Below are 18484 nucleotides of genomic sequence, written 5' to 3' on the forward strand. Positions count from 1 at the left end.
CCGGCCGCCGGCCCTACACCCGCGCCGCCAGGCCGGTGGGCTCGAGCATCAGCTTGCTGTTGCGCACCTCGTCATCCATCTCGATCGGGTACTGGCCGTCGAAGCAGGCGGTGCAGAAATGGCTCGAATGGGCCTGGGCCGCCTCCACCATGCCCCCCTTGGTGAGATAGGCGAGCGAATCCACCCCCAGGTGCCGCTCGATCTCCTCCAGCGTCAGCCGCGCGGCGATCAGGTGGTCCTGGGTGTCAGTGTCGATGCCGTAGAAGCAGGGGTGGGTGACCGGCGGCGAGCTGATCCGCATGTGCACCTCGGTGGCGCCCGCATCCCGCAGGGCCTGCACCAGCTTGCGGCTGGTGGTGCCACGCACAATCGAGTCGTCGATCACCACCACCCGTTTGCCGGAGAGCACATCAGGCAGGGGGTTGAGCTTCACCCGGATCCCCGCCTCCCGCATCGCCTGGGTGGGCTGGATGAAGGTGCGGCCCACGTAGCGGTTCTTGATCAGGCCGTCGGCGAAGGGGATGCCGCTTACGTGCGAATAACCGATCGCCGCGGGGATCCCCGAATCGGGCACGCCGATCACGATGTCGGCCTCCACGGGCGTTTCCCGGGCCAGCACCTCACCGATCCGCACCCGGTAGCTGTAGAGCGACTCTCCGAAGAAGCGGCTGTCGGGCCGGGCGAAATAGATCATCTCGAACACGCACAGCTTGGGCGGCTCCTCGCACCAACGCTGCCGCTCGGGAATCGGATCGGCCTGGCGGAAGTGGATCAGCTCGCCGGGCTGCACGTCATCCACGAAGCTGGCGCCGATGATGTCGAGGCCGCAGGTCTCGCTGCTGGCCACCCACTGACCCTGCTCCGGTTCCCCCAGCAGGCCGAACACCAGGGGCCGGATGCCGTGGCCGTCCCGCAGGGCGAACAGGCCGTCGGGGGTGCCGATCACCAGGCTGAAGGCGCCGCGGCAGCGGCCGGCCGCCTTGCGGATCGCCGCGTTCCAGCCCAGACCCGAATCCACCGCCTCCTGCAGGGCGAAGGCGATCAGCTCCGAATCGGTGGTGGAGGTGAACTCCCCGGCCAGGTGATCCAGCGAGGTCCGCAGCTCCGCCGCGTTCACCAGGTTGCCGTTGTGGGCCAGGGCCAGGGGCCCCAGGCGCGTCATCAGCACCACGGGCTGGGCGTTGCAGACCTTGCTGCTGCCGGTGGTGGAATAGCGGTTGTGGCCGATCGCCAGCTGGCCGGGCATGCGCTCCAGCACCTCCTGGTCGAACACCTGGCTCACCAGGCCCATGTCCTTGTGCAGCCGCACCTTGACGTCGTCGAAGACGGCGATGCCGGCCGACTCCTGGCCCCGGTGCTGCAGGGCGTAGAGCCCGAAGTAGGTGAGGTTGGCCACCGCCTGACCCGACGCCAGCACGGCGAACACGCCGCAGGCCTCCTCCGGCTTGTCAGGGCGGTCAGGGTCGAGGCCGTCCTGGCCTTCGGCGGTGCTGGTCAGGGAAGCGTGCGCATCGCGGTGATCGGCGAAGGGCACGGCAGACTCAGACCAAGGACCGGCTTCATCTTGGCCCATTACCTGTCGGGTGGGGGGCCGGCCTTGCCCAGGCGGGCGGGGATCGCCTGCTCGTAGGTGTGGCGCAGCTGCTCCACCGCCAGCGCCAGCAGGGGCTCGCCGCCCCACGCCACCACCAGGCGGGAATCCGCCGTGACCGTGCCCAGGCGCTCGGCCGGCACGGCCTCACCGGCCTCGGCCAGGGCGGCCCGCCAGGCCGCCTCCTGCTCCGGCGCCACGCTCACCAGCACCCGGGCGCCGCCCTCGGCGAACAGCAGCCGGTCGGCTCGCCCCGCGCCGGCAGGCAGCTCCAGCGCCGCCCCCAGGCCGGAGGCGATGCAGGCCTCCGCCAGCGCCACCGCCAGGCCGCCATCGGAAAGGTCGTGGGCGGAGCGCACCAGACCGGCGGCGATGGCCTGGCGCAGGAAGCCCTGCACCTGGCCCTCCAGGGCCAGATCCGTCAGCGGCGGGCGGCCGGTGAGCCGGCCGTGCACCACCTCCAGGTAGCTGCTGGCCCCCAGCCCCAGGCGTTCGTCGCCGCTCTCCTGCAGCGGCACCCCGAGCAGCCAGACGCCATCGCCGGCCTCGCCCCAGGCCAGCCCCGTCACGTGGGCCAGGTCGTGCACCAGCCCCACCATGCCCACCACCGGGGTGGGGTGGATCGGCTGCATCCGCCCATCGGGCAGGCGGGTCTCGTTGTACAGCGAGACGTTGCCGCCGGTGACCGGCGTGGCCAGGGCGCTGCAGGCCGCCGACAGGCCCCGGCAGGCCATCGCCAGCTGCCAGTAGCCGATGGCCGTGTCGGGGGAGGGGAAGTTGAGGTTGTCGGTGACCGCCAGGGGCTCGGCGCCGCTGCAGGAGAGGTTGCGGGCCGCCTCCGCCACCGCCGCCATGGCACCCCGCTCTGGATCGAGGGCCACCCAGCGGTTGGGGCAGTCGACCGTCGCCGCCACGCCGCGGGTCGCCGGCGCCATCGCCCCTTCCCCCTGCTGGGGCCGCAGCCGGACCACCGCCGCATCGGCACCGCCGGGCAGCACCACGGTGTTGGCCTGCACCTGGTGGTCGTACTGGCGGTAGACCCAGCGCTTGCTGGCGATGGTGGGGTCATCCAGCAGGCGCAGCAGGGCGTCACCCCAGCCGAGCGGTCCGTCGGCCATCTCCAGGCCGCCGGCCGCCGCCGCGGGCAGCTCGGCTTCGCTCCAGGTCCAGTGGGCCTGGAGGTCGGCGGGGGGTTCGGCCAGCAGCTCGTGGTGGTTGATCGGCGTGTCGTCCGCCAGGGCGCTGGCGGGCACCTCGGCCGCCACCTCGCCGTGCTGCAGCACCCGCACCACGTTCTCCTGCAGCACCCGGCCCACCACCGCCGCCTGCAGGCCCCAGCGGCGGAAGCGCTCCATCAGCGGCTCCTCCCGCCCGGCCGCCACCACGAACAGCATCCGCTCCTGGGATTCGCTCAGCAGGAACTCGTAGGCGCTCATGCCGCTCTCCCGCGCCGGCACCCGATCAAGATCCAGTTCGATGCCCAGGCCCCCCTTGGCGGCCATCTCCGAGCAGCTGCAGGTCAGACCGGCGGCGCCCATGTCCTGGGCCGCCACCACATCACCACTCTGGAAGGCCTCCAGGCAGGCCTCGATCAGCCCCTTCTCCAGGAATGGATCGCCCACCTGCACGGCGGGCCGGTCATCGAGGGAGGCCTCGGTGAGTTCAGCGCTGGCGAAGCTGGCGCCGCCCATGCCGTCGCGGCCCGTGGTGCTGCCCACGTAGACCACCGGATTGCCCACGCCCACCGCTCCGGAGCAGACGATGTCGTCGGTCTCCATCAGGCCCAGGGCCATGGCATTCACCAGCGGGTTGCCGCCGTAACTGGGATCGAACGCCACCTCACCCCCCACCGTCGGCACGCCGACGCAGTTGCCGTAGTGGGCGATGCCGGCCACCACCCCCTCCATCAGGCCCACGTTGCGCTCGTCCTCCAGCGGCCCGAAGCGCAGGGCATTGAGCAGGGCGATCGGGCGCGCCCCCATGGTGAAGATGTCCCGCAGGATGCCCCCCACCCCGGTGGCCGCCCCCTGGAAGGGCTCCACCGCCGAGGGGTGGTTGTGGCTCTCGATCTTGAAGGCCAGCCGCTGCCCCTCGCCCAGGTCCACCACGCCGGCGTTCTCGCCCGGCCCCACCAGGATGCGGGGGCCCGTGGTGGGGAACTGGCCCAGCAGGGGGCGAGAGTTGCGGTAGCAGCAGTGCTCCGACCACATCACCCCGAACATGCCCAGCTCGGCCCGGTTGGGGGGCCGGCCGAGGCGGCGCACGATCTCGTCGTAGTCGCCCTGGCTCAGGCCCTCCTTGCGCAGGGCCTCGGGCACCGAGAAGAACGGGGTCGAGGCAGGAACCACCGGGGGGCGCGGCAACGGCTCTCCAGTATCAGATCCAGGGGTCGTCGGCTTCGCGGGGCTCCCGGCCCCGGTAGCGATCGCGGCGCGGTTCCGGCTCCGGCGGGGGCGGCTGGGGGGGCTCCCGGTACTCCCGGGGCGGTTCCTGGGGCTCCTCCTCCTCGGGCCAGTCCTCCAGCGGGTCGGGTTCGTCCCGCTCGTCGGTGTAGCGCTCCTGGGGATAGGGGTCGGCCCCGTCGGGCTCATCGTCGTAGGGGTCGCGGCGCTCCCTCCCAGCGTCGGGGTCGCGATCGGGCCAGGGCCGCTCCTCGCGGAAGGCGTCCGGCCAGGGGGGCTCCTCCATCCAGCCCTCCAGCCGCTCCTCGACGCGGCCGCCCACCTCCTGCACCTGCTCCTTCCAGCGCCGCGAGCGGCGCAGCAGCTGCTGGCGCACGCTGGCGCGGGCCACCGGCAGATCATCCAGCCCCCGCAGGGCGGTGAACACCCGGCCGGGCTGCTGGTCGACGATCCGGTCGGGACTGAGGCGCCAGCGGCTGGTGCCGGGCAGCCGCGGGTCGCTGCGGGCCACCAGGTAGTGCAGGATGCGGCCGCTGCGCAGTTCCACAGCGGCGTCAGCCACCAGCCCCAGGGGCACGTCATCGGCGCCGGTGAGGGCCGCGTCGATCAGGGTCGGCAGCCGTTCCAGGGTGGCCGCGTCCGTCTCCGCCGGCTCCCCCTTCACGAACACCTCCTGCTCCCCCAGGCCCCGCAGCTGGTCCAGCCGCCAGACGAGCCGCCGCTGGGCGAAGGCCGAGGGCCGGCTGGCCCAGCCCAGCAGCCGGTGCACCGGTGGATGCATCCAGGCCAGCACCCCGGCGCCGCGTTCGAGGCCCTGATCGCACCGCACCTGCCGCCGCAGCAGATCGCTCAGCAGCAGCTGGTCGGGAAGACCCACGGGCTCAGCTGGTGCGGATCTGGACGGGCATCACCAGGTAGGTGAACGCCTCATCGGCCCCCACCGGCGCCAGCACGGCCGGCGTGGTGGCGGCATTGCACTGCAGCACCACCTGGTCGGAGCCCATGGCCTTGAGGCCATCGAGCAGGTAGCGGACGTTGAAGGCGATCTCGATCGCCTCCCCCTCGATCGTGGCCGCCAGCGATTCCGAGCCGCTGCCCACGTCCTGGGCGTCGGCCCGGATCGTGGCCGTGCCGGCGGCCGGGTCGGCGCTGATCTTGACCACGTTGTTGTGCTGGTCGGCCAGCACCGCCACCCGCTCGAGGGCGGCGATGAAGGCGCGGCGGTCGAGCACCATGCGGCGCTGGAAGGAGGCCGGGATCAGCTGGCGGTAGTTGGGGTAGGTGCCGTCGAGGCTGCGGCTGGTGAGCACCTGGTCGGCGGAGAGCACCACCACCTGGCCGCGCTCGCAGAACAGGCTCAGGGGCTCCTGGGAGCCGCGGCCCGAGAGGATCCGCTCCAGCTCCCGCAGGGACCGTGCCGGCACGGTAACGGCGAAATCCTCGCCATCGGCGGCCGGCTGGTCGGTGGCCTCCACCGCGTGGGAGAGGCGCTGCACCGCCAGGCGGTGGCCGTCGGTGGCGGCGCACTCCAGGCCTTCGCCGTCCAGGCGCAGGTGCACGCCCGTCAGCAACTGCTTGTTCTCATCCGGGCTGCTGGCGAACAGGGTGGCCCGCAGGCCCTTCACCAGGGCCTCGGCGTGGAAGCGGATCGGGGTACCGCTCTGGGCCAGGGGCAGGTCCGGGTAGTCGTCGGCGGGCATCCCCCGCATCCTGTAGCTGCCGGAGAGGTTGGTCAGCTCCAGCTGCTCCTCCCCCTCCGGGCAGCTGAGGCTGATGGGGCTGTCGGTGGCCAGACGCGCCACGATCTCGCCGAACATCTTCGCCGGCAGGGTGATGGCGCCGCTGGTCTCGACGGCGGCGGGCAGGCTCGTCTGGATGCCGAGGCTGAGGTCGAAGCCGGTGAGGCTGAGGCGGCCGGTGCCCGCATCGGCGGTGAGCAGCACGTTGGCCAGCACCGGATGGGTGGGGCGGGTCGCCACCGCCCGGCTGACCAGCTGGAGGCTGGCGCTGAGTTCAGCCTGGGAGCAGACCAGCTTCATGGCGGAGGCCGGCGAGGGCGGCACGGCGTTCGTGAGGCCCCACGGTTTCACAGGGCGCGCCAAAGCGCAACGGGTGGTCTCCCGACTGTTCAGAGGATCAATCAAGGATTGAGAAGAAGAAAAACAGCCCGTCGTCGTAGGGGCGGGGGAAAACGGGTAAAGCGGTTCACTCCCCTTGCCATCACTTGGTTTTCCTGGCTCGATGGTTGGGGAAAGGGCGCCGCAACGGGGCCGTTTCCAGGGGTTTTCCACCGATTCCCGGGCCTGGGGAATCCGCGGCCCGCCCACGTGGGTTTTCCCTCCCCCGGCTCTCCCGGTCGGCGGTGGGGAATGTCCCAGGATTTCCCCAGACGGTTGGGCCAGCGTCAGGCGATCAGAAGCCCATCACCTTGGCCACGGTCTCGGTGTCCGGGGCGATGCCGGTGTGGAAGGTGGCGTCGTTGTTCTCGATCGCCGTCGTCGGGTCCTTGAGGCCGTTGCCGGTGAGCACGCACACCACCGTGGCGCCGGCGGGCACCTCCTCCCGCCGCTTGATCAGGCCCGCCACCGAGGCGGCGCTGGCGGGCTCGCAGAACACCCCTTCCCCCTGGCCCAGCAGCTTGTAGGCCTCGATGATCTCGGCGTCGGTGACGGCCATGAAGTCGCCGTTGCTCTCGCTGCGGGCGTTGAGGGCGTTCTCCTTGTTCACCGGATTGCCGATGCGGATCGCCGTGGCGATGGTGTCCGGTTGCTCCACGGTGTGCCCCAGCACCATCGGGGCGGCCCCGGCGGCCTGGAAGCCCATCATCCGCGGCAGGACCGTGCTGTGGCCCGCCTGGCGGTACTCCTTGAAGCCCATCCAGTAGGCGCTGATGTTGCCGGCGTTGCCCACCGGGATGCAGAGCCAGTCGGGGGCTTCGCCGAGGGCGTCGACCACCTCGAAGGCGGCCGTCTTCTGCCCCTGCAGCCGGTACGGGTTGAGGGAGTTCACCAGGGTGACCGGGTAGCGGTCAGCCACGTCCCGAACGATCGCCAGGGCCCGGTCGAAGTTGCCCTGCACCGCCAGCACCTCGGCGCCGTAGAGCAGGGCCTGGGCCAGCTTCCCCTGGGCCACGTAGCCGTCGGGGATCAGCACGAAGGCCCGCATCCCGCCCCGGCGCGCGTAGGCGGCCGCGGCTGCTGATGTGTTGCCGGTGCTGGCGCAGATCACCGCCTCCGAGCCCGCCTCCTTGGCCTTGCTGATGGCCATCGTCATGCCCCGGTCCTTGAAGGAGCCGGTGGGGTTGAGGCCGTCGTACTTGAGGAACACCTTGACGCCGCGGCCCACCCGTTCGGCGATCACCGGCGCCGGAATCAGGGGCGTGGCCCCCTCCCGCAGGGTCACCACCGGCGTGGCGTCACTGACGGGCAGCCAGCTGCGGTAGGCCTCGATCAGCCCCGGCCAGTCCTGCATGGTGGGCTGCCGGCCCAGGCGTCGCAGGGCTCGTAGCAGGGGCACGGGGGACAGCGGCGTGGCTGACGTCAATGTAGGGCTCCGGTCTGACGCGTCAGGGGGCGGGGGCGGCCGGCGCCGGCGCGGCGGGTGCCGGCGCCGGGGTCGCCTGCGGTTCGCTGCCCCGCAGCCCGTCCAGGGGCGACTCGGAGAAGAAGCGCACCAGTTCGCTGATCGAGGAGGCCTTGGACGCCAGCGCCATGAGGGCCGGGAGGCTCACCTCCAGTTCCCGGGTCGGGTAGGCCCGCAGGAAGGTGATGGCCGACAGCGACCCCTTGCCCTCGTAGGTGCCCAGCACCATGGCGGCCCGCAGGGCGGGCACGCCGGCTTCCGGGGCCCGCAGGGGGAACAGGATCCGGGCCAGGCGGGCCAGGATCGCCTCACCGATGCGGGTGTTGAGCAGGCGGCTCATCAGCACGATCGGCAGCCGCACCGATTCGTTCAGCAGCTTGCTGACCTGTTTCGGGTCCTGGCGGCCCAGCCGCAGCACGTCGGCCAGCAGGCCGCGGGCCTCACCGGTGGTGGCCAGGTGCTCCAGGTCGGCCACCGGGATCGAGCGTCGGAAGGCCCCGCTGGTGAACACCAGGTTCTCGGTGGCCATGGCCGCGGGAGTCGAGCAGCACAGTCCCAGACCCAGGACAGCGGCCAGGAGCCTTCGCCGCTTGTTCACGCTTGTCTCCCTTGGATCCGATTGACTCTACGGATCTCAGGCACCGGACACACCGGCCGCCTGACGCACCGCCGGTGTCACCAGCACATCGCGCAGCAGGTGCACCACGCCTCTCTCCGCCAGACCCTTGGCCACCTGCAGTCCCATGCGGCGCAGATCCGGCTCCCCCAGCACCCGCGGCAGGCGCTTCAGCAGCAGCGACGGCTCGAAGCCGGGCAGGTCGCGCAGGATCGCCAGCAGCTCCTGGATCGGCTCCAGATCCAGCAGTGGCGGGCTCGCCAGGGAGGGCGGCAGGGCCCGCAGCCCCGGCGGCAGCAGACGCGTAGGCAGCCGCCGGCCAAGCCGCAGGGTGGTGTTCCAGGCCAGGGCATCCATCTGCAGCACCAGTGCATCGACGAGCTGCTGGCGCAGCAGCCCGCCGTTGGGGGAGAAGAGGAAATCCAGCACCTGGTCGAGCAGGCCGTCGAGGTCGAGCTGGTCCTGCAGCGAGGCACTGGCCACCAGGCTCTCCAGCCGCTGCCAGCGGAACTCGTCGCCGTCGTAGAGCATCTCCCGCAGGCTGCGCCGCAGCTCGGGATCGGGATCCTCCATCAGCCGGCGGGCGAAGTAGGGGTAGGCGGCGCCGAGGATCTTGAAGTCCGGGTCGACGCTCAGGGCGATGCCCTCGAGGGTGACCAGGGAACGGATGATCAGGGCGTAGTACGGCGGCACCTGGAAGGGGAAGCGGTACATCACCCCGGAGAGGTCGTCGGTGACCGCCTTGAAGTCCATGCGGCCCACCCCCATCTCCAGGGCCTGGCCGAACACCGTCTCGAAGGCCGGAACGATCGGCTCCAGATCCACCGCTTCCCCCAGGAAGCCCAGATGGACGAAGTCCTTGGAGAGGGCGCCGAAATTGCGGTTCACCAGGTGTACCACCGCCTGGATCAGCCCGGTGCGCGCCTCCCGCGACACCTCGCTCATCATGCCGAAATCCAGGTAGGCCAGGCGTCCGTCGGGCAGGGCCAGCAGGTTGCCGGGGTGGGGATCGGCGTGGAAGAACCCGTGCTCCAGCAGCTGCTGCAGGCTGCAGTTCACCCCCACCTCCACCATCTGGTCGGGGTCGACCCCCAGGGCGCGCACCGCGTCGAGGTTGGTGAGCTTGACGCCGTCGATCCACTCCATCGTCAGCACCCGGCGGCTGGTGGCCTGGCGGTAGATGGCGGGGACGGCGATGCGGGGGTTGTGGCTGTGGAGGCGGGCGAAGGTCTCGGCGTTGGTGGCCTCGTTGATGTAGTCCATCTCCTCGAAGACCCGCTTGCCGAGTTCATCGATCAGACCCACCAGATCGCTCTTGATCAGCCCCACATTCCGGTTCAGCCAGGCGGCGATGTTGCGGACGATGTAGAGGTCGAGGGTGATCTGCTCCCGCAGGCCCGGCCGCTGCACCTTCACCGCCACCCGTTCACCGCTCATCAGCACCCCCCGGTGCACCTGGCCGAGGGAGGCGGCGGAGATCGGCTCTTTCTCCAGGGAGGCGAAGATCGTCTCCACCGGAGCGCCGAGGTCCTCCTCGATGCAGGCCATGGCCAGGGCGCTGTCGAAGCCCGGCAGCTGGTCCTGCAGCTGGGCCAGCTCCTCAAGCAGCACCGGCGGAATGATGTCGGGCCGGGTGGAGAGGGCCTGGCCCGCCTTGATGAAGGCGGGGCCGAGGGCCACCAGCAGCTCGGCGCACTCCCGGGCCCGTTCGCGCGCCCGGGCGGGGTTGGCCAGCTGGCCGGTGAACCAGTCGAAGCCCACCCCCAGGAGGTAAAGACCGATCGGCACCAGCGTCTGCCAGATCCGCCGGGCCAGGCGCATCGGGTGGCCGGCGTAGATGCGGGTGATGGCGGCCGGGTCGTAGCTGAGCAGGCCCGCCGCCTCCAGGAAGTCCCCCATCTCGACGCCCATCTCGACGGTGGCGGCCGGGCGCTCGGGGATCGGGACAGGGGCTGGGGGGGAGGAGACCATGGCTGGGGTGCACCGCCGCGGCGCCGGCAGGCGGAACCCCCTTCTAAACGAAAGTCACAGCCGCTACGGTCGGGCCACGTACCGATCGCTCGCCGGAGGCCTGGGTGCTCACGGGTCTGCGCCTCGAGAACATCGCCCTGATCGAGCGCCTGGAACTGGCGTTCTCGGCCGGCTTCACCGTGCTCACCGGCGAGACCGGCGCCGGCAAGTCGATCCTGCTGGATGCCCTGGATGCCCTGCTCGGCGGAGCCCAGGGCAGCCAGGGGGCCCGCCTGCTGCGCCGCGGCGCCGAGCGGGGCCGCATTGAGGCCAGCTTCAGCCTGGCTGCCCCGGTGCGCGACTGGCTGGAGCGCCAGGAGCTGGAGGCCGAGGACGACGAGCTGCTGCTCAGCCGCGACTGGCGCCTGCAGGACGACCGGCTCACCAGTCGCCACCGGCTCAACGGGGTGGTGGTGAGCCGCAACCAGGTGCTGGAGCTGCGCCCCCTGCTGCTCGATCTCACCGTCCAGGGCCAGACCCAGCAGCTGGGCCGCCCCGGCCAGCAGCGCCGCTGGCTGGATCGCTTCGCGGGCGAGGAGCTGGCTGCCCTTCTGGAGGCCACCCGCGCCGCCTGGCAACACTGGAAGGGGGAGGCCGACGCCCTGGCCCGGGCCCGCGCCGACCGGGACCGCTTCGCCCGGGATCGGGAGCGGCAGGAGGAGCTGCTGGCGGAGCTGGAGGCCGCCGACCTCGAGGACCCGGCCGAACGCCAGCGGCTCCAGGGCGAACAGGACCGCCTGGCCCACGCGGTGCGCCTGCAGGAGGGGGTGATGACCCTGATCGGCCGGCTGGTGGAGGGGGCCGAGGGGGCCCCCTCGGTGCTCGACCACCTGGCGGCCTGCGACCAGGAGCTGCAGACCATGGCCGGCCTCGACGCCGGTGTGGCACCGCTGCACGGGGCCTGCGCCGAGGCCCTGGCTGGCCTGCAGGATCTGGCCCGGGATCTTGATCGCTACGGCTCCCTGCTGGAGAGCGACCCCGACAGCCTGGCCCTGCTGCAGGAGCGCATGGCCCTGCTCAAGGCCCTGGAGCGCCGCCATGGCCAGACCCTGGCCGAACTGATCGCCCGGCGCGACGAGCTGCGCGACCAGCTGGCCGGGGCGGATGCCGAGGCGGCCCTGGCGGGGCTGGAGGCCGCCGAAGCCGCCGCCCGCCAGCGGCGCGACCGGGCCAATGCCGCGCTCACCCGGGCCCGCACCGCTGCCGCCGGCCTGCTGGAGGACCAGCTGATGGCGGCCCTGCGCCCCATGGGATTGGCCAATGTGCGCTTCAGCGTGGCCCTCGGTGCCGCCGAGCCCGGCGAGGAGGGGGCCGATGCGGTGCAGTTCCTGTTCTCCGCCAACCCGGGCCAGCCGCTGGCGCCCCTGGTGGAGGTGGCCTCCGGCGGAGAGATGAGCCGCTTCCTGCTGGCGCTGAAAACCTGTCTGGCCGCGGCCGACCCCCACGTCACCCTGCTCTTCGATGAGATCGATGCGGGGGTGAGCGGCCGTGTCAGCGGCGCCATGGCCCAGCTGCTGCGGCGCCTGGCCGAGCGGCGCCAGGTGTTCTGCATCACCCACCAGCCCCTGGTGGCCGCCGCGGCCCAGCACCACTTCCGGGTCAGCAAGAGCGTCGAGGCGGGCCTCACCCACACGCGGGTGTCCCACCTGCGGGACACTCGCGAGCGCCAGGCGGAGCTGGCGGAACTGGCCGGCGGTGATTCCGGCGAGGCCCACAGCTATGCCGCCAGCCTGCTGGGGTCAGGGGCGCCGCCGGACCCGGGAGCGGCCGAGCAGGCCCGCCGCCAGCAGGGCCCCCGCCGTGGTGAGCAGCAGGGTGAGGATCTGGTCGGGCGTCAGGGGCGCCAGCTGCAGGACCCGCTGGAGGGCGGGGAATGCCATCAGCAGCAGCCACAAGCCCAGGCCGATGCCGGCACCGGCGGCGGTGATGCGGCTGTGGGGATCCCCGTTCAGCCACACCAGCCCGCCACCGGCGAGCAGCAGCAGCGAGAACACCAGGCTGCGGCGTGATGCGGTGTCCGTGTCGGGCCAGAACGCCAGCACCAGGGCCGCCACCATCACCACGGCCCCCTGGGTGAGGGAGTGGCGCCAGGTGTCGGGGCCGAACAGGGGCGCCTCCGGCGGGCGGGGCGGCTGCCGCATCAGGCCCGGTGTGGCCGGCAGCGCCTCGAACATCACCGTGCAGGCCGGATCGATCACCAGATGCAGCAGGGCGATGTGCACCGGCAGCAGGATCAGGGCCTGGCCCGGCAGCAGCAGCGGCATCAGGCCGAGGGCCGCGATCGGCAGGTGGATCGCCAGGGTGTAGCCCAGCGCCCGGTGCAGGTTGGCATCGACGCGCCGGCCCAGTTCCAGAGCCAGCACCAGATCGCTGAAGGTGTCCCTGAGCAACACCAGATCGGCGGATTCCCGCGCCACGGCGGTGCCCCTCTTGCCCATCGCCACGCCGATGTCGGCGGCTTTGAGGGCAAGAACGTCGTTGACCCCATCCCCGGTCATCGCCACCACCTCACCGGCGTCCTGCAGGGCGCGCACCAGCTGCAGCTTCTGCTGGGGCATCACCCGGGCGAACACCGACACCGCGCCGATGGCCTCGGCCAGCTCCCGGGGTGCGAGCGTCCGGAGGTCCTGGCCGGTGAGCACCGGTCCCGGCGGCAGGCCCGCCTGGTCGGCGATCGAGCGGGCCGTCACCGGGCTGTCGCCCGTGATCATCACGACGCGGACCCCCGCGCCCCGGGCCGTGGCGATGGCCGCCGGTACCTCCGCCCGCAGCGGGTCCGCCAGGGCCAGGAAGCCCACCGGCTCGAAGGGGTAGTCGTGGGCGGCGGCGGCCGGCTCCGTGGCGCCCCACGGAGGCGGTGGGTCGTGCTGGGGGGCGCCATCGAGGCCGCGGGCCACCGCCAGCACCCGCAGCCCCCTGGTGGCGAGTCCATCGGCGGCCGCCAGCAGGGCGGCGCTCCCCTCCCCATCCAGGTGGCAGAGATCGGCGATCGCCTCGGGTGCCCCCTTGGCCGCCAGCTGCAGGTCCCCGTCGCCGTCGCGCCAGAGGCGCGAGAACACCAGCAGGTCACTCTGCAACGGGTACTCCCGTTCCAGGGGCCAATCGGGATGCAGGTGTTCGGTGTCGTCCAGCTGGTCGGCGGCCAGGCGCTGAATCGCCAGTTCCATGGCATCCACCGGATCGCCCCGGCTGGCCAGTACCGCCAGCTCCATCAGTTGGTGGAAGGGTTCCTCCAGGGGCGTGCCGGCCTGCCAATCCTTCAGATCCGGCCAGGTGAGCAGCTGCTGCACCCCCATGCGGTTCTCGGTGAGGGTGCCGGTCTTGTCGACGGCGAGCACCGTGGCGCTGCCGAGGCTCTCCACCGCCGCCGGCCAGCGGGCCAGCACGCCGATGCGGGCCAGCCGCAGGGCGCCGAGGGCCAGGAACAGGGCCAGCACCACGGGGATCTCGTTGGGCAGCACCGCCAGGGCCAGGGCCAGGGCCGCCAGCAGGGCCCGGGGCCAGTCGCCGCTCGACACGCCCTGGATCACGGCCAGGGCGGCACAGAGGGCCAGGGCCATCACGGTGAGCCGGGAGGTGAGCCGCCGGGTCTGGCGCTGCAGGCGCGTCAGCGGCGGTTGCACCGTGGCCAGGCTCGTGCCGAGCCGGCCCAGTTCCGTGGCCTCCGCCACCGCCACCACCGTCGCCCAACCCCGTCCGCCCGCCACCAGCGACCCCGCCAGCACCCGCTCCCCCGGTTCGGTGCGGGCCACCGGCAGGGATTCCCCCGTCAGCAGGGACTCATCCAGCCACAGCCCCACCGCCTCGGTGAGCGCGGCATCGGCGGCCACCCGATCCCCCTCCTCCAGACGCAGCAGATCGCCCAGGCGCACCTGATCGGTGGAGAGCTCCAGGTCCCTGCCATCGCGGCGCACGTGGGCGCGGGGTGCCGAGAGGCGGGCCAGTTCCGCCAGGGCGTGGCTGCTGCGTTGCTGCTGGACGGCATCGAGCAGGCTGATGCCCAGCACGAACGCCAGCAGGATCGCCGCATCGATCCATTCCCCCATCAGGCCGTAGAGGAGGGCGCAGGCCAGCAGCAGCAGAGTGGTGGGCTCGAGCCAGTTCATCGGGATCCGTCATCGACACCACTCCCCACCCTGTGCAGGCCGCCGTGGCCGCGGCAGCGATGACACCAACCTCAATGCCGGCATCGCCCCCGCCGGCTGACGGGCGGGAGTGGCTGGTCACCAACGGGCTGGGCGGTTATGCCATGGGCACGGTGGCGGGGCCACCCAGCCGCAGCTACCACGGCCTGCTGATCGCGGCCCTGGCGCCGCCGGTGGAGCGCACCCTGCTGGTGAGCGGGCTGGAGGAGAGCGTGCGGGGGGTCGACGGGGACGCGGGGGGCTGCGGGCGGGAGCGGCTCGTGGCGTTCGCCCTCGAGGGCAGCGTGCCCCGCTGGCGCTACGCCTGGGGGGAGACCCTGCTGGAGAAGCGGGTGTGGATGGTCCAGGGGGCGAACACCACCTACGTGAGCTACCGGCTGGTGCGCGGCGGCCCCCTCGACCTCACCCTGACCGCCTGCGTGCAGCACCGCTCGCACCACGGCGGCGAGCGGCCGCGGCTCGACCTGGTGGCGCTGCCGATGGGGGTGGAGGTGCGGCCGGCGGCGGCGGCGCCGTTCTTCCTTGGCAGCGACCGCGGTGACTGGCGGCTGGAGGATCCAGCCCGCTGGGTGGAGGGGATCCCCCTGGCGGCGGAGGCGGAACGGGGGCTGGCGAGCACGGCCGAGCACCTGCGGGCGGCCACCCTCACCGTGAGCCTGGGGCCGCTGGATCCCGCCGTCACCGTCGTGGCCAGCACCCATCGCGGCGCCTGCACCGATGGCGCACGGGCGCTGGGCGAGCGCCACGACCACGAACAGGCGCTGCTGCGCCGCTGGGAGGCCGCCCAGCCCGGCCTGGCGCCGGAGGCACCCGCCTGGATCCGCCAGCTGGTGCTGGCGGCCGATGCCTTTGTGGTGGAGCGGTCGATGGACGGTGCTTCTGGCCACCAGCCGGGCGCCTCGCTGATCGCCGGGTACCCCTGGTTCAACGACTGGGGTCGCGACACGATGATCAGCCTGGCGGGCCTGACCCTGGCGACGGGCCGCTGCGAGCGGGCCGAGCGCATCTTGCGCACCTACGCCGCCCATGTCAGCCACGGGCTGATCCCCAACAGCTTCCCGGACCGGGCCGACCAGCCCCTGGATCAGGGCGCCTACAACACGGTGGACGCCACGCTGTGGTTCTTCCAGGCCCTGGCGGAACACCGGACTGCCAGCGGCAGTGACGCCCTGGTGCGGGAGCTGTTCACCCGGCTGGAGGCGATCCTCGAGCAGCATGTGGCCGGCACCTGGTTCGGGATCCGCATGGATCCGGCCGATGGCCTGCTGGGCGCCGGGGAGGGGCAAACCCAGCTCACCTGGATGGATGCCAAGCCCGGCGACCGGGCCATCACCCCCCGCCACGGCAAGGCGGTGGAGGTCAATGCTCTGTGGGTGAATGCCCTGGGGGCGATGGCGGGCTTCGCCCGGCTCACGGGGGCCGATCCTGGCCGCTGGCGGGCCCTGGCCGATCGGGCCGCGGCGGGCTTCCAGCGCTTCTGGAACCCCCGGATGGGCGGCTGCTTCGATGTCATCGACGGACCTTCGGGACGACCCGATGACCGGCTGCGGCCCAACCAGCTGCTGGCCCTGTCGCTGCCGGAGCCCCTGCTCAGCCGAGCCCAGGCCACCAGCGTGCTGGCCCTCTGCGGCCGGCGCCTGCTCACCCGCCACGGGCTGCGCACCCTGGACCCCGCCGATCCCGACTACCGCGGCCACTACGGCGGTGACGCCCAGCGGCGGGATGGGGCCTACCACCAGGGGACGGTGTGGGCCTGGTGGCTGGGGCCCTTCGCCCGGGGCCATTTCCGCCTGCACGGGGATGCGCCGCGGGCCCTGTCCTACCTGGAGCCCATGGCCGATCACCTGGACGCGGCGGGCGTGGGCAGCCTCAGCGAGATCTTCGATGGCGATCCCCCCCATGCTCCGCGGGGCTGCATCGCCCAGGCCTGGTCGGTGGCTCAGGTGCTCGCGGCCTGGACGGCGATCAGCGACGGATCGGCGGCGCTGGCACCGCTCAGTGGTGGAACCCCGAGGCCGTCGCCTCGCTGAGGGCGTGGTGGCCGGGGTGGCTGGCGAAGACGTCGAGCGACTGGCGGATGTTCTCCAGCAGGAGATCGGCCAGATCGCGGCTGACGCCATGGCGCACCAGGATCCGCTGCACGGTGATCCCCTCGCAGTGGGCCGGCAGGCTGTAGGCCGGCACCTGCCAGCCGTGCACCCGCAGGCGGTCGGCGAGGGCGTAGAGGTTGAAGTTCACCGCGCTTCCCTCCCGTTTCATCCAGCAGAGGGCGGGAATGCCCGCCTGATCCTCGCCGCCGAACAGGATCTCGAACGGCCCCAGCTTGGCGATCACCCGGGCCAGGTACTGGGCGGTGGCGTAACAGGCGGCGTGCACCTTGCGGTAGCCCTCCCGGCCCAGGCGCAGAAAGTTGTAGTACTGACAGACCACCTGGCCCCCGGGCCGGGAGAAGTTGAGGGTGAGATCGCGCCTGTTGCTCCCCAGGTAGTTCACCCAGAACACCATCTCCTCGGGCAGATCCCGTGACTGCCGCCACAGCACCCAGCCCACCCCCAGGGGCGCCAGGCCGAACTTGTGGCCGGAGGCATTGATCGAGCGCACCCGCGGCAGCCGGAAGTCCCAGACCAGATCGGGGGCGCAGAAGGGCGCCAGGAAGCCGCCGCTGGCGGCATCCACGTGGATGGGGATGTCGAGGCCGGTGCGGGCCTGCAGGCCATCGAGGGCGGCCGCCAGCGCCTGCACCGGCTCGTACTGGCCGGTGAAGGTGACCCCCAGGGTGGGCACCACGCCGATGGTGTTCTCGTCGCAGTAGCGCAGGGCCGCTTCCGGGCTGAGGATCAGCTGGTCGGGCTGCATCGGGATCTCCCGGAGCTCGATGTCCCAGTAGCGGCAGAACTTGTGCCAGCAGATCTGCAACGGCCCGGTCACCAGGTTGGGTCTGTCGCTGGGTTGCCCTTGTTGCTTCCGCTGCGCTCCCCAGCGGCGCTTCATCGCCAGCCCCGCGAGCTTGGCGGCCTCGCTGGAGCCGGTGGTGGAGCAGCCGATGGCGTCATCAACTGAGGGGGCATGCCAGAGATCGGCCACCATGCGGGCACAGCGGGCTTCGATCTCGGCGGTCTGGGGATATTCGTCCTTGTCCTCGATGTTCTTGTCGATGCACAGATCCATCAGGGCATGGACTTCGTCCTCCACCCAGGTCAGACAGAAGGTGGCCAGGTTCTGACGGGAATTGCCATCCAGCATCAGCTCGTCGCGGATCGCGGCGAACACGGCGCGGGGGTTGTGCTCCCTGCTGGGGAAATGGTTCTTCGGCAGCGTGACCGAGAGATCGGTGGATGAAGAGATGTCGTCCTCCAGGAAGTATCCGGCCGCCGCTCTGTCGTGGAGGGTCATCGATCGCAGCGGCGCTCACCTGGCCGGTTGAGGGCAGGAGCGGCCTGGCAGGACAGTTCCATCCGGACACTGCCCCCGCGCTGCACCCTTCGGCGACGGACAATGGAGACCTCACGCCTGAACCCGCCATGGGTTCGCCCTCCGCAGCCCCGATGACCAGGGAGATGACCACGGAGGCGGCCTTCGCCCGCTTTGATGCCCTCCCCCCGGTGGAAATCGACGACCTGCTCGGGGCCTGGACGGGGGAGAGCGTCCCCACCGGCCATCCGCTCGACGGTGCCCTGGAGGCCTTCCACTGGCATGGGAAGCGTTTCGACAGCGCCGAGGAGGTCCATCCGCTGGTGTTCCGCACCCTCGGCGGCGGCCGCACCTGGCTGGAGCCGAGGGCCATGGGGCCGGGGCTGCGCCTGAGCGGGCGGGTGCCGATCCCGACCTCGCCGCTGGCCGGCCGCCTGTTCCAGCTGCTGCTGCCCCTGCTCAGCACCCGCCGCTCCCGGGCCCGGCTGCGGATGACCCGTTACCGCGGCGTGGTGAGCGCCACGATGCAGTACGACCACCTGCCCATCAACGATGTCTTCCGCCGGGTGGACGACGACACCGTGCTGGGGGTGATGGACCTCAAGGGCATGGAGATGCCCTTTTTCTTCCTGCTGCGCCGGGAAGGACCAGACCCGTCACAATCCGTTACGATTTGACCGAGGGAGGACGTCTCCGGATGACCGTTCTCCCCTGAACGCTTGTCGCC

11 protein-coding genes and 1 pseudogene are annotated in these 18484 nt (G+C 71.8%); 3 read left to right on the forward strand and 9 right to left on the reverse strand.

Annotated elements, in window-relative coordinates; all coding sequences use genetic code 11:
- Nucleotides 1-13: 13 nt before the first annotated feature.
- The 7 genes from purF to CYAGR_RS11275 form a co-directional block, all read right to left on the reverse strand.
- Complete coding sequence (purF, locus tag CYAGR_RS11245; RefSeq protein ID WP_015109932.1) at nt 14-1573, reverse strand: amidophosphoribosyltransferase; 1560 nt, start codon at nt 1571-1573, stop codon at nt 14-16.
- Nucleotides 1573-3939: a phosphoribosylformylglycinamidine synthase subunit PurL gene (purL, locus tag CYAGR_RS11250; protein WP_015109933.1), complete on the reverse strand. Its 2367-nt coding sequence runs from the start codon at nt 3937-3939 to the stop codon at nt 1573-1575. The genes purF and purL overlap by 1 nt, the downstream gene beginning before the upstream one ends.
- Before the next feature lie 28 nt (nt 3940-3967).
- Nucleotides 3968-4870: a hypothetical protein gene (locus CYAGR_RS11255; RefSeq protein ID WP_015109934.1), complete on the reverse strand. Its 903-nt coding sequence runs from the start codon at nt 4868-4870 to the stop codon at nt 3968-3970.
- Nucleotides 4871-4874: 4 nt separating this feature from the next.
- On the reverse strand, nt 4875-6032 hold the full coding sequence (dnaN, locus tag CYAGR_RS11260; protein ID WP_015109935.1) for a DNA polymerase III subunit beta: 1158 nt from the start codon (nt 6030-6032) through the stop codon (nt 4875-4877).
- Nucleotides 6033-6405: 373 nt separating this feature from the next.
- Nucleotides 6406-7464, reverse strand: coding sequence for a threonine synthase (gene thrC / locus CYAGR_RS11265; protein ID WP_043325769.1), 1059 nt, complete (start codon nt 7462-7464; stop codon nt 6406-6408).
- Nucleotides 7465-7558: 94 nt separating this feature from the next.
- Nucleotides 7559-8173, reverse strand: coding sequence for an alpha/beta hydrolase (locus CYAGR_RS11270; RefSeq protein WP_015109937.1), 615 nt, complete (start codon nt 8171-8173; stop codon nt 7559-7561).
- Between the two features lie 36 nt (nt 8174-8209).
- Nucleotides 8210-10102 carry an ABC1 kinase family protein gene (locus CYAGR_RS11275; protein ID WP_043325771.1) on the reverse strand — a complete coding sequence of 631 codons (1893 nt, stop codon included), beginning with the start codon at nt 10100-10102 and terminating at the stop codon, nt 8210-8212.
- Between the two features lie 164 nt (nt 10103-10266).
- Between CYAGR_RS11275 and recN the strand changes: the two are divergent.
- Nucleotides 10267-11877, forward strand: a pseudogene (gene recN, locus CYAGR_RS17285) (DNA repair protein RecN); the annotation flags it as partial.
- 63 nt (nt 11878-11940) lie between these two features.
- Here recN and CYAGR_RS11280 read toward each other — a convergent pair.
- The gene (locus CYAGR_RS11280) at nt 11941-14307 is read right to left on the reverse strand and encodes a cation-translocating P-type ATPase (protein ID WP_015109940.1); all 2367 of its coding nucleotides are present in this window, start codon (nt 14305-14307) and stop codon (nt 11941-11943) included.
- Between the two features lie 74 nt (nt 14308-14381).
- On the opposite strand from CYAGR_RS11280, the gene CYAGR_RS11285 reads away from it, so the two are divergent.
- A complete protein-coding gene (locus tag CYAGR_RS11285; protein ID WP_015109941.1) occupies nt 14382-16376 on the forward strand; it encodes an amylo-alpha-1,6-glucosidase in 1995 nt (664 codons plus the stop codon).
- On the opposite strand, the gene gad is transcribed toward CYAGR_RS11285, so the two are convergent.
- Nucleotides 16342-17739 (reverse strand): glutamate decarboxylase, encoded by a 1398-nt coding sequence (gad, locus tag CYAGR_RS11290; RefSeq protein WP_015109942.1) that lies wholly within the window; start codon nt 17737-17739, stop codon nt 16342-16344. The two genes, CYAGR_RS11285 and gad, sit on opposite strands and share 35 nt — an antisense overlap.
- 128 nt (nt 17740-17867) lie before the next feature.
- Here gad and CYAGR_RS11295 point away from each other — a divergent pair, with 128 nt between their 5' ends.
- Complete coding sequence (locus CYAGR_RS11295) at nt 17868-18434, forward strand: DUF4334 domain-containing protein (protein WP_015109943.1); 567 nt, start codon at nt 17868-17870, stop codon at nt 18432-18434.
- Nucleotides 18435-18484 lie beyond the last annotated feature (50 nt).

The organism is Cyanobium gracile PCC 6307 (assembly GCF_000316515.1).
Classification (GTDB): domain Bacteria; phylum Cyanobacteriota; class Cyanobacteriia; order PCC-6307; family Cyanobiaceae; genus Cyanobium; species Cyanobium gracile.

Bases quoted from the DNA above. Each gene is read 5' to 3' on its own strand.
- dnaN (WP_015109935.1), bottom strand. From the start codon at position 6,032: ATGAAGCTGGTCTGCTCCCAGGCTGAACTCAGCGCCAGCCTCCAGCTG.
- gad (WP_015109942.1), bottom strand. From the start codon at position 17,739: ATGACCCTCCACGACAGAGCGGCGGCCGGATACTTCCTGGAGGACGAC.
- CYAGR_RS11295 (WP_015109943.1), top strand. From the start codon at position 17,868: ATGGGTTCGCCCTCCGCAGCCCCGATGACCAGGGAGATGACCACGGAG.
- CYAGR_RS11275 (WP_043325771.1), bottom strand. From the start codon at position 10,102: ATGGGCGTCGAGATGGGGGACTTCCTGGAGGCGGCGGGCCTGCTCAGC.
- thrC (WP_043325769.1), bottom strand. From the start codon at position 7,464: ATGCAGGACTGGCCGGGGCTGATCGAGGCCTACCGCAGCTGGCTGCCC.
- CYAGR_RS11280 (WP_015109940.1), bottom strand. From the start codon at position 14,307: ATGAACTGGCTCGAGCCCACCACTCTGCTGCTGCTGGCCTGCGCCCTC.
- purF (WP_015109932.1), bottom strand. From the start codon at position 1,573: ATGGGCCAAGATGAAGCCGGTCCTTGGTCTGAGTCTGCCGTGCCCTTC.
- CYAGR_RS11285 (WP_015109941.1), top strand. From the start codon at position 14,382: ATGCCGGCATCGCCCCCGCCGGCTGACGGGCGGGAGTGGCTGGTCACC.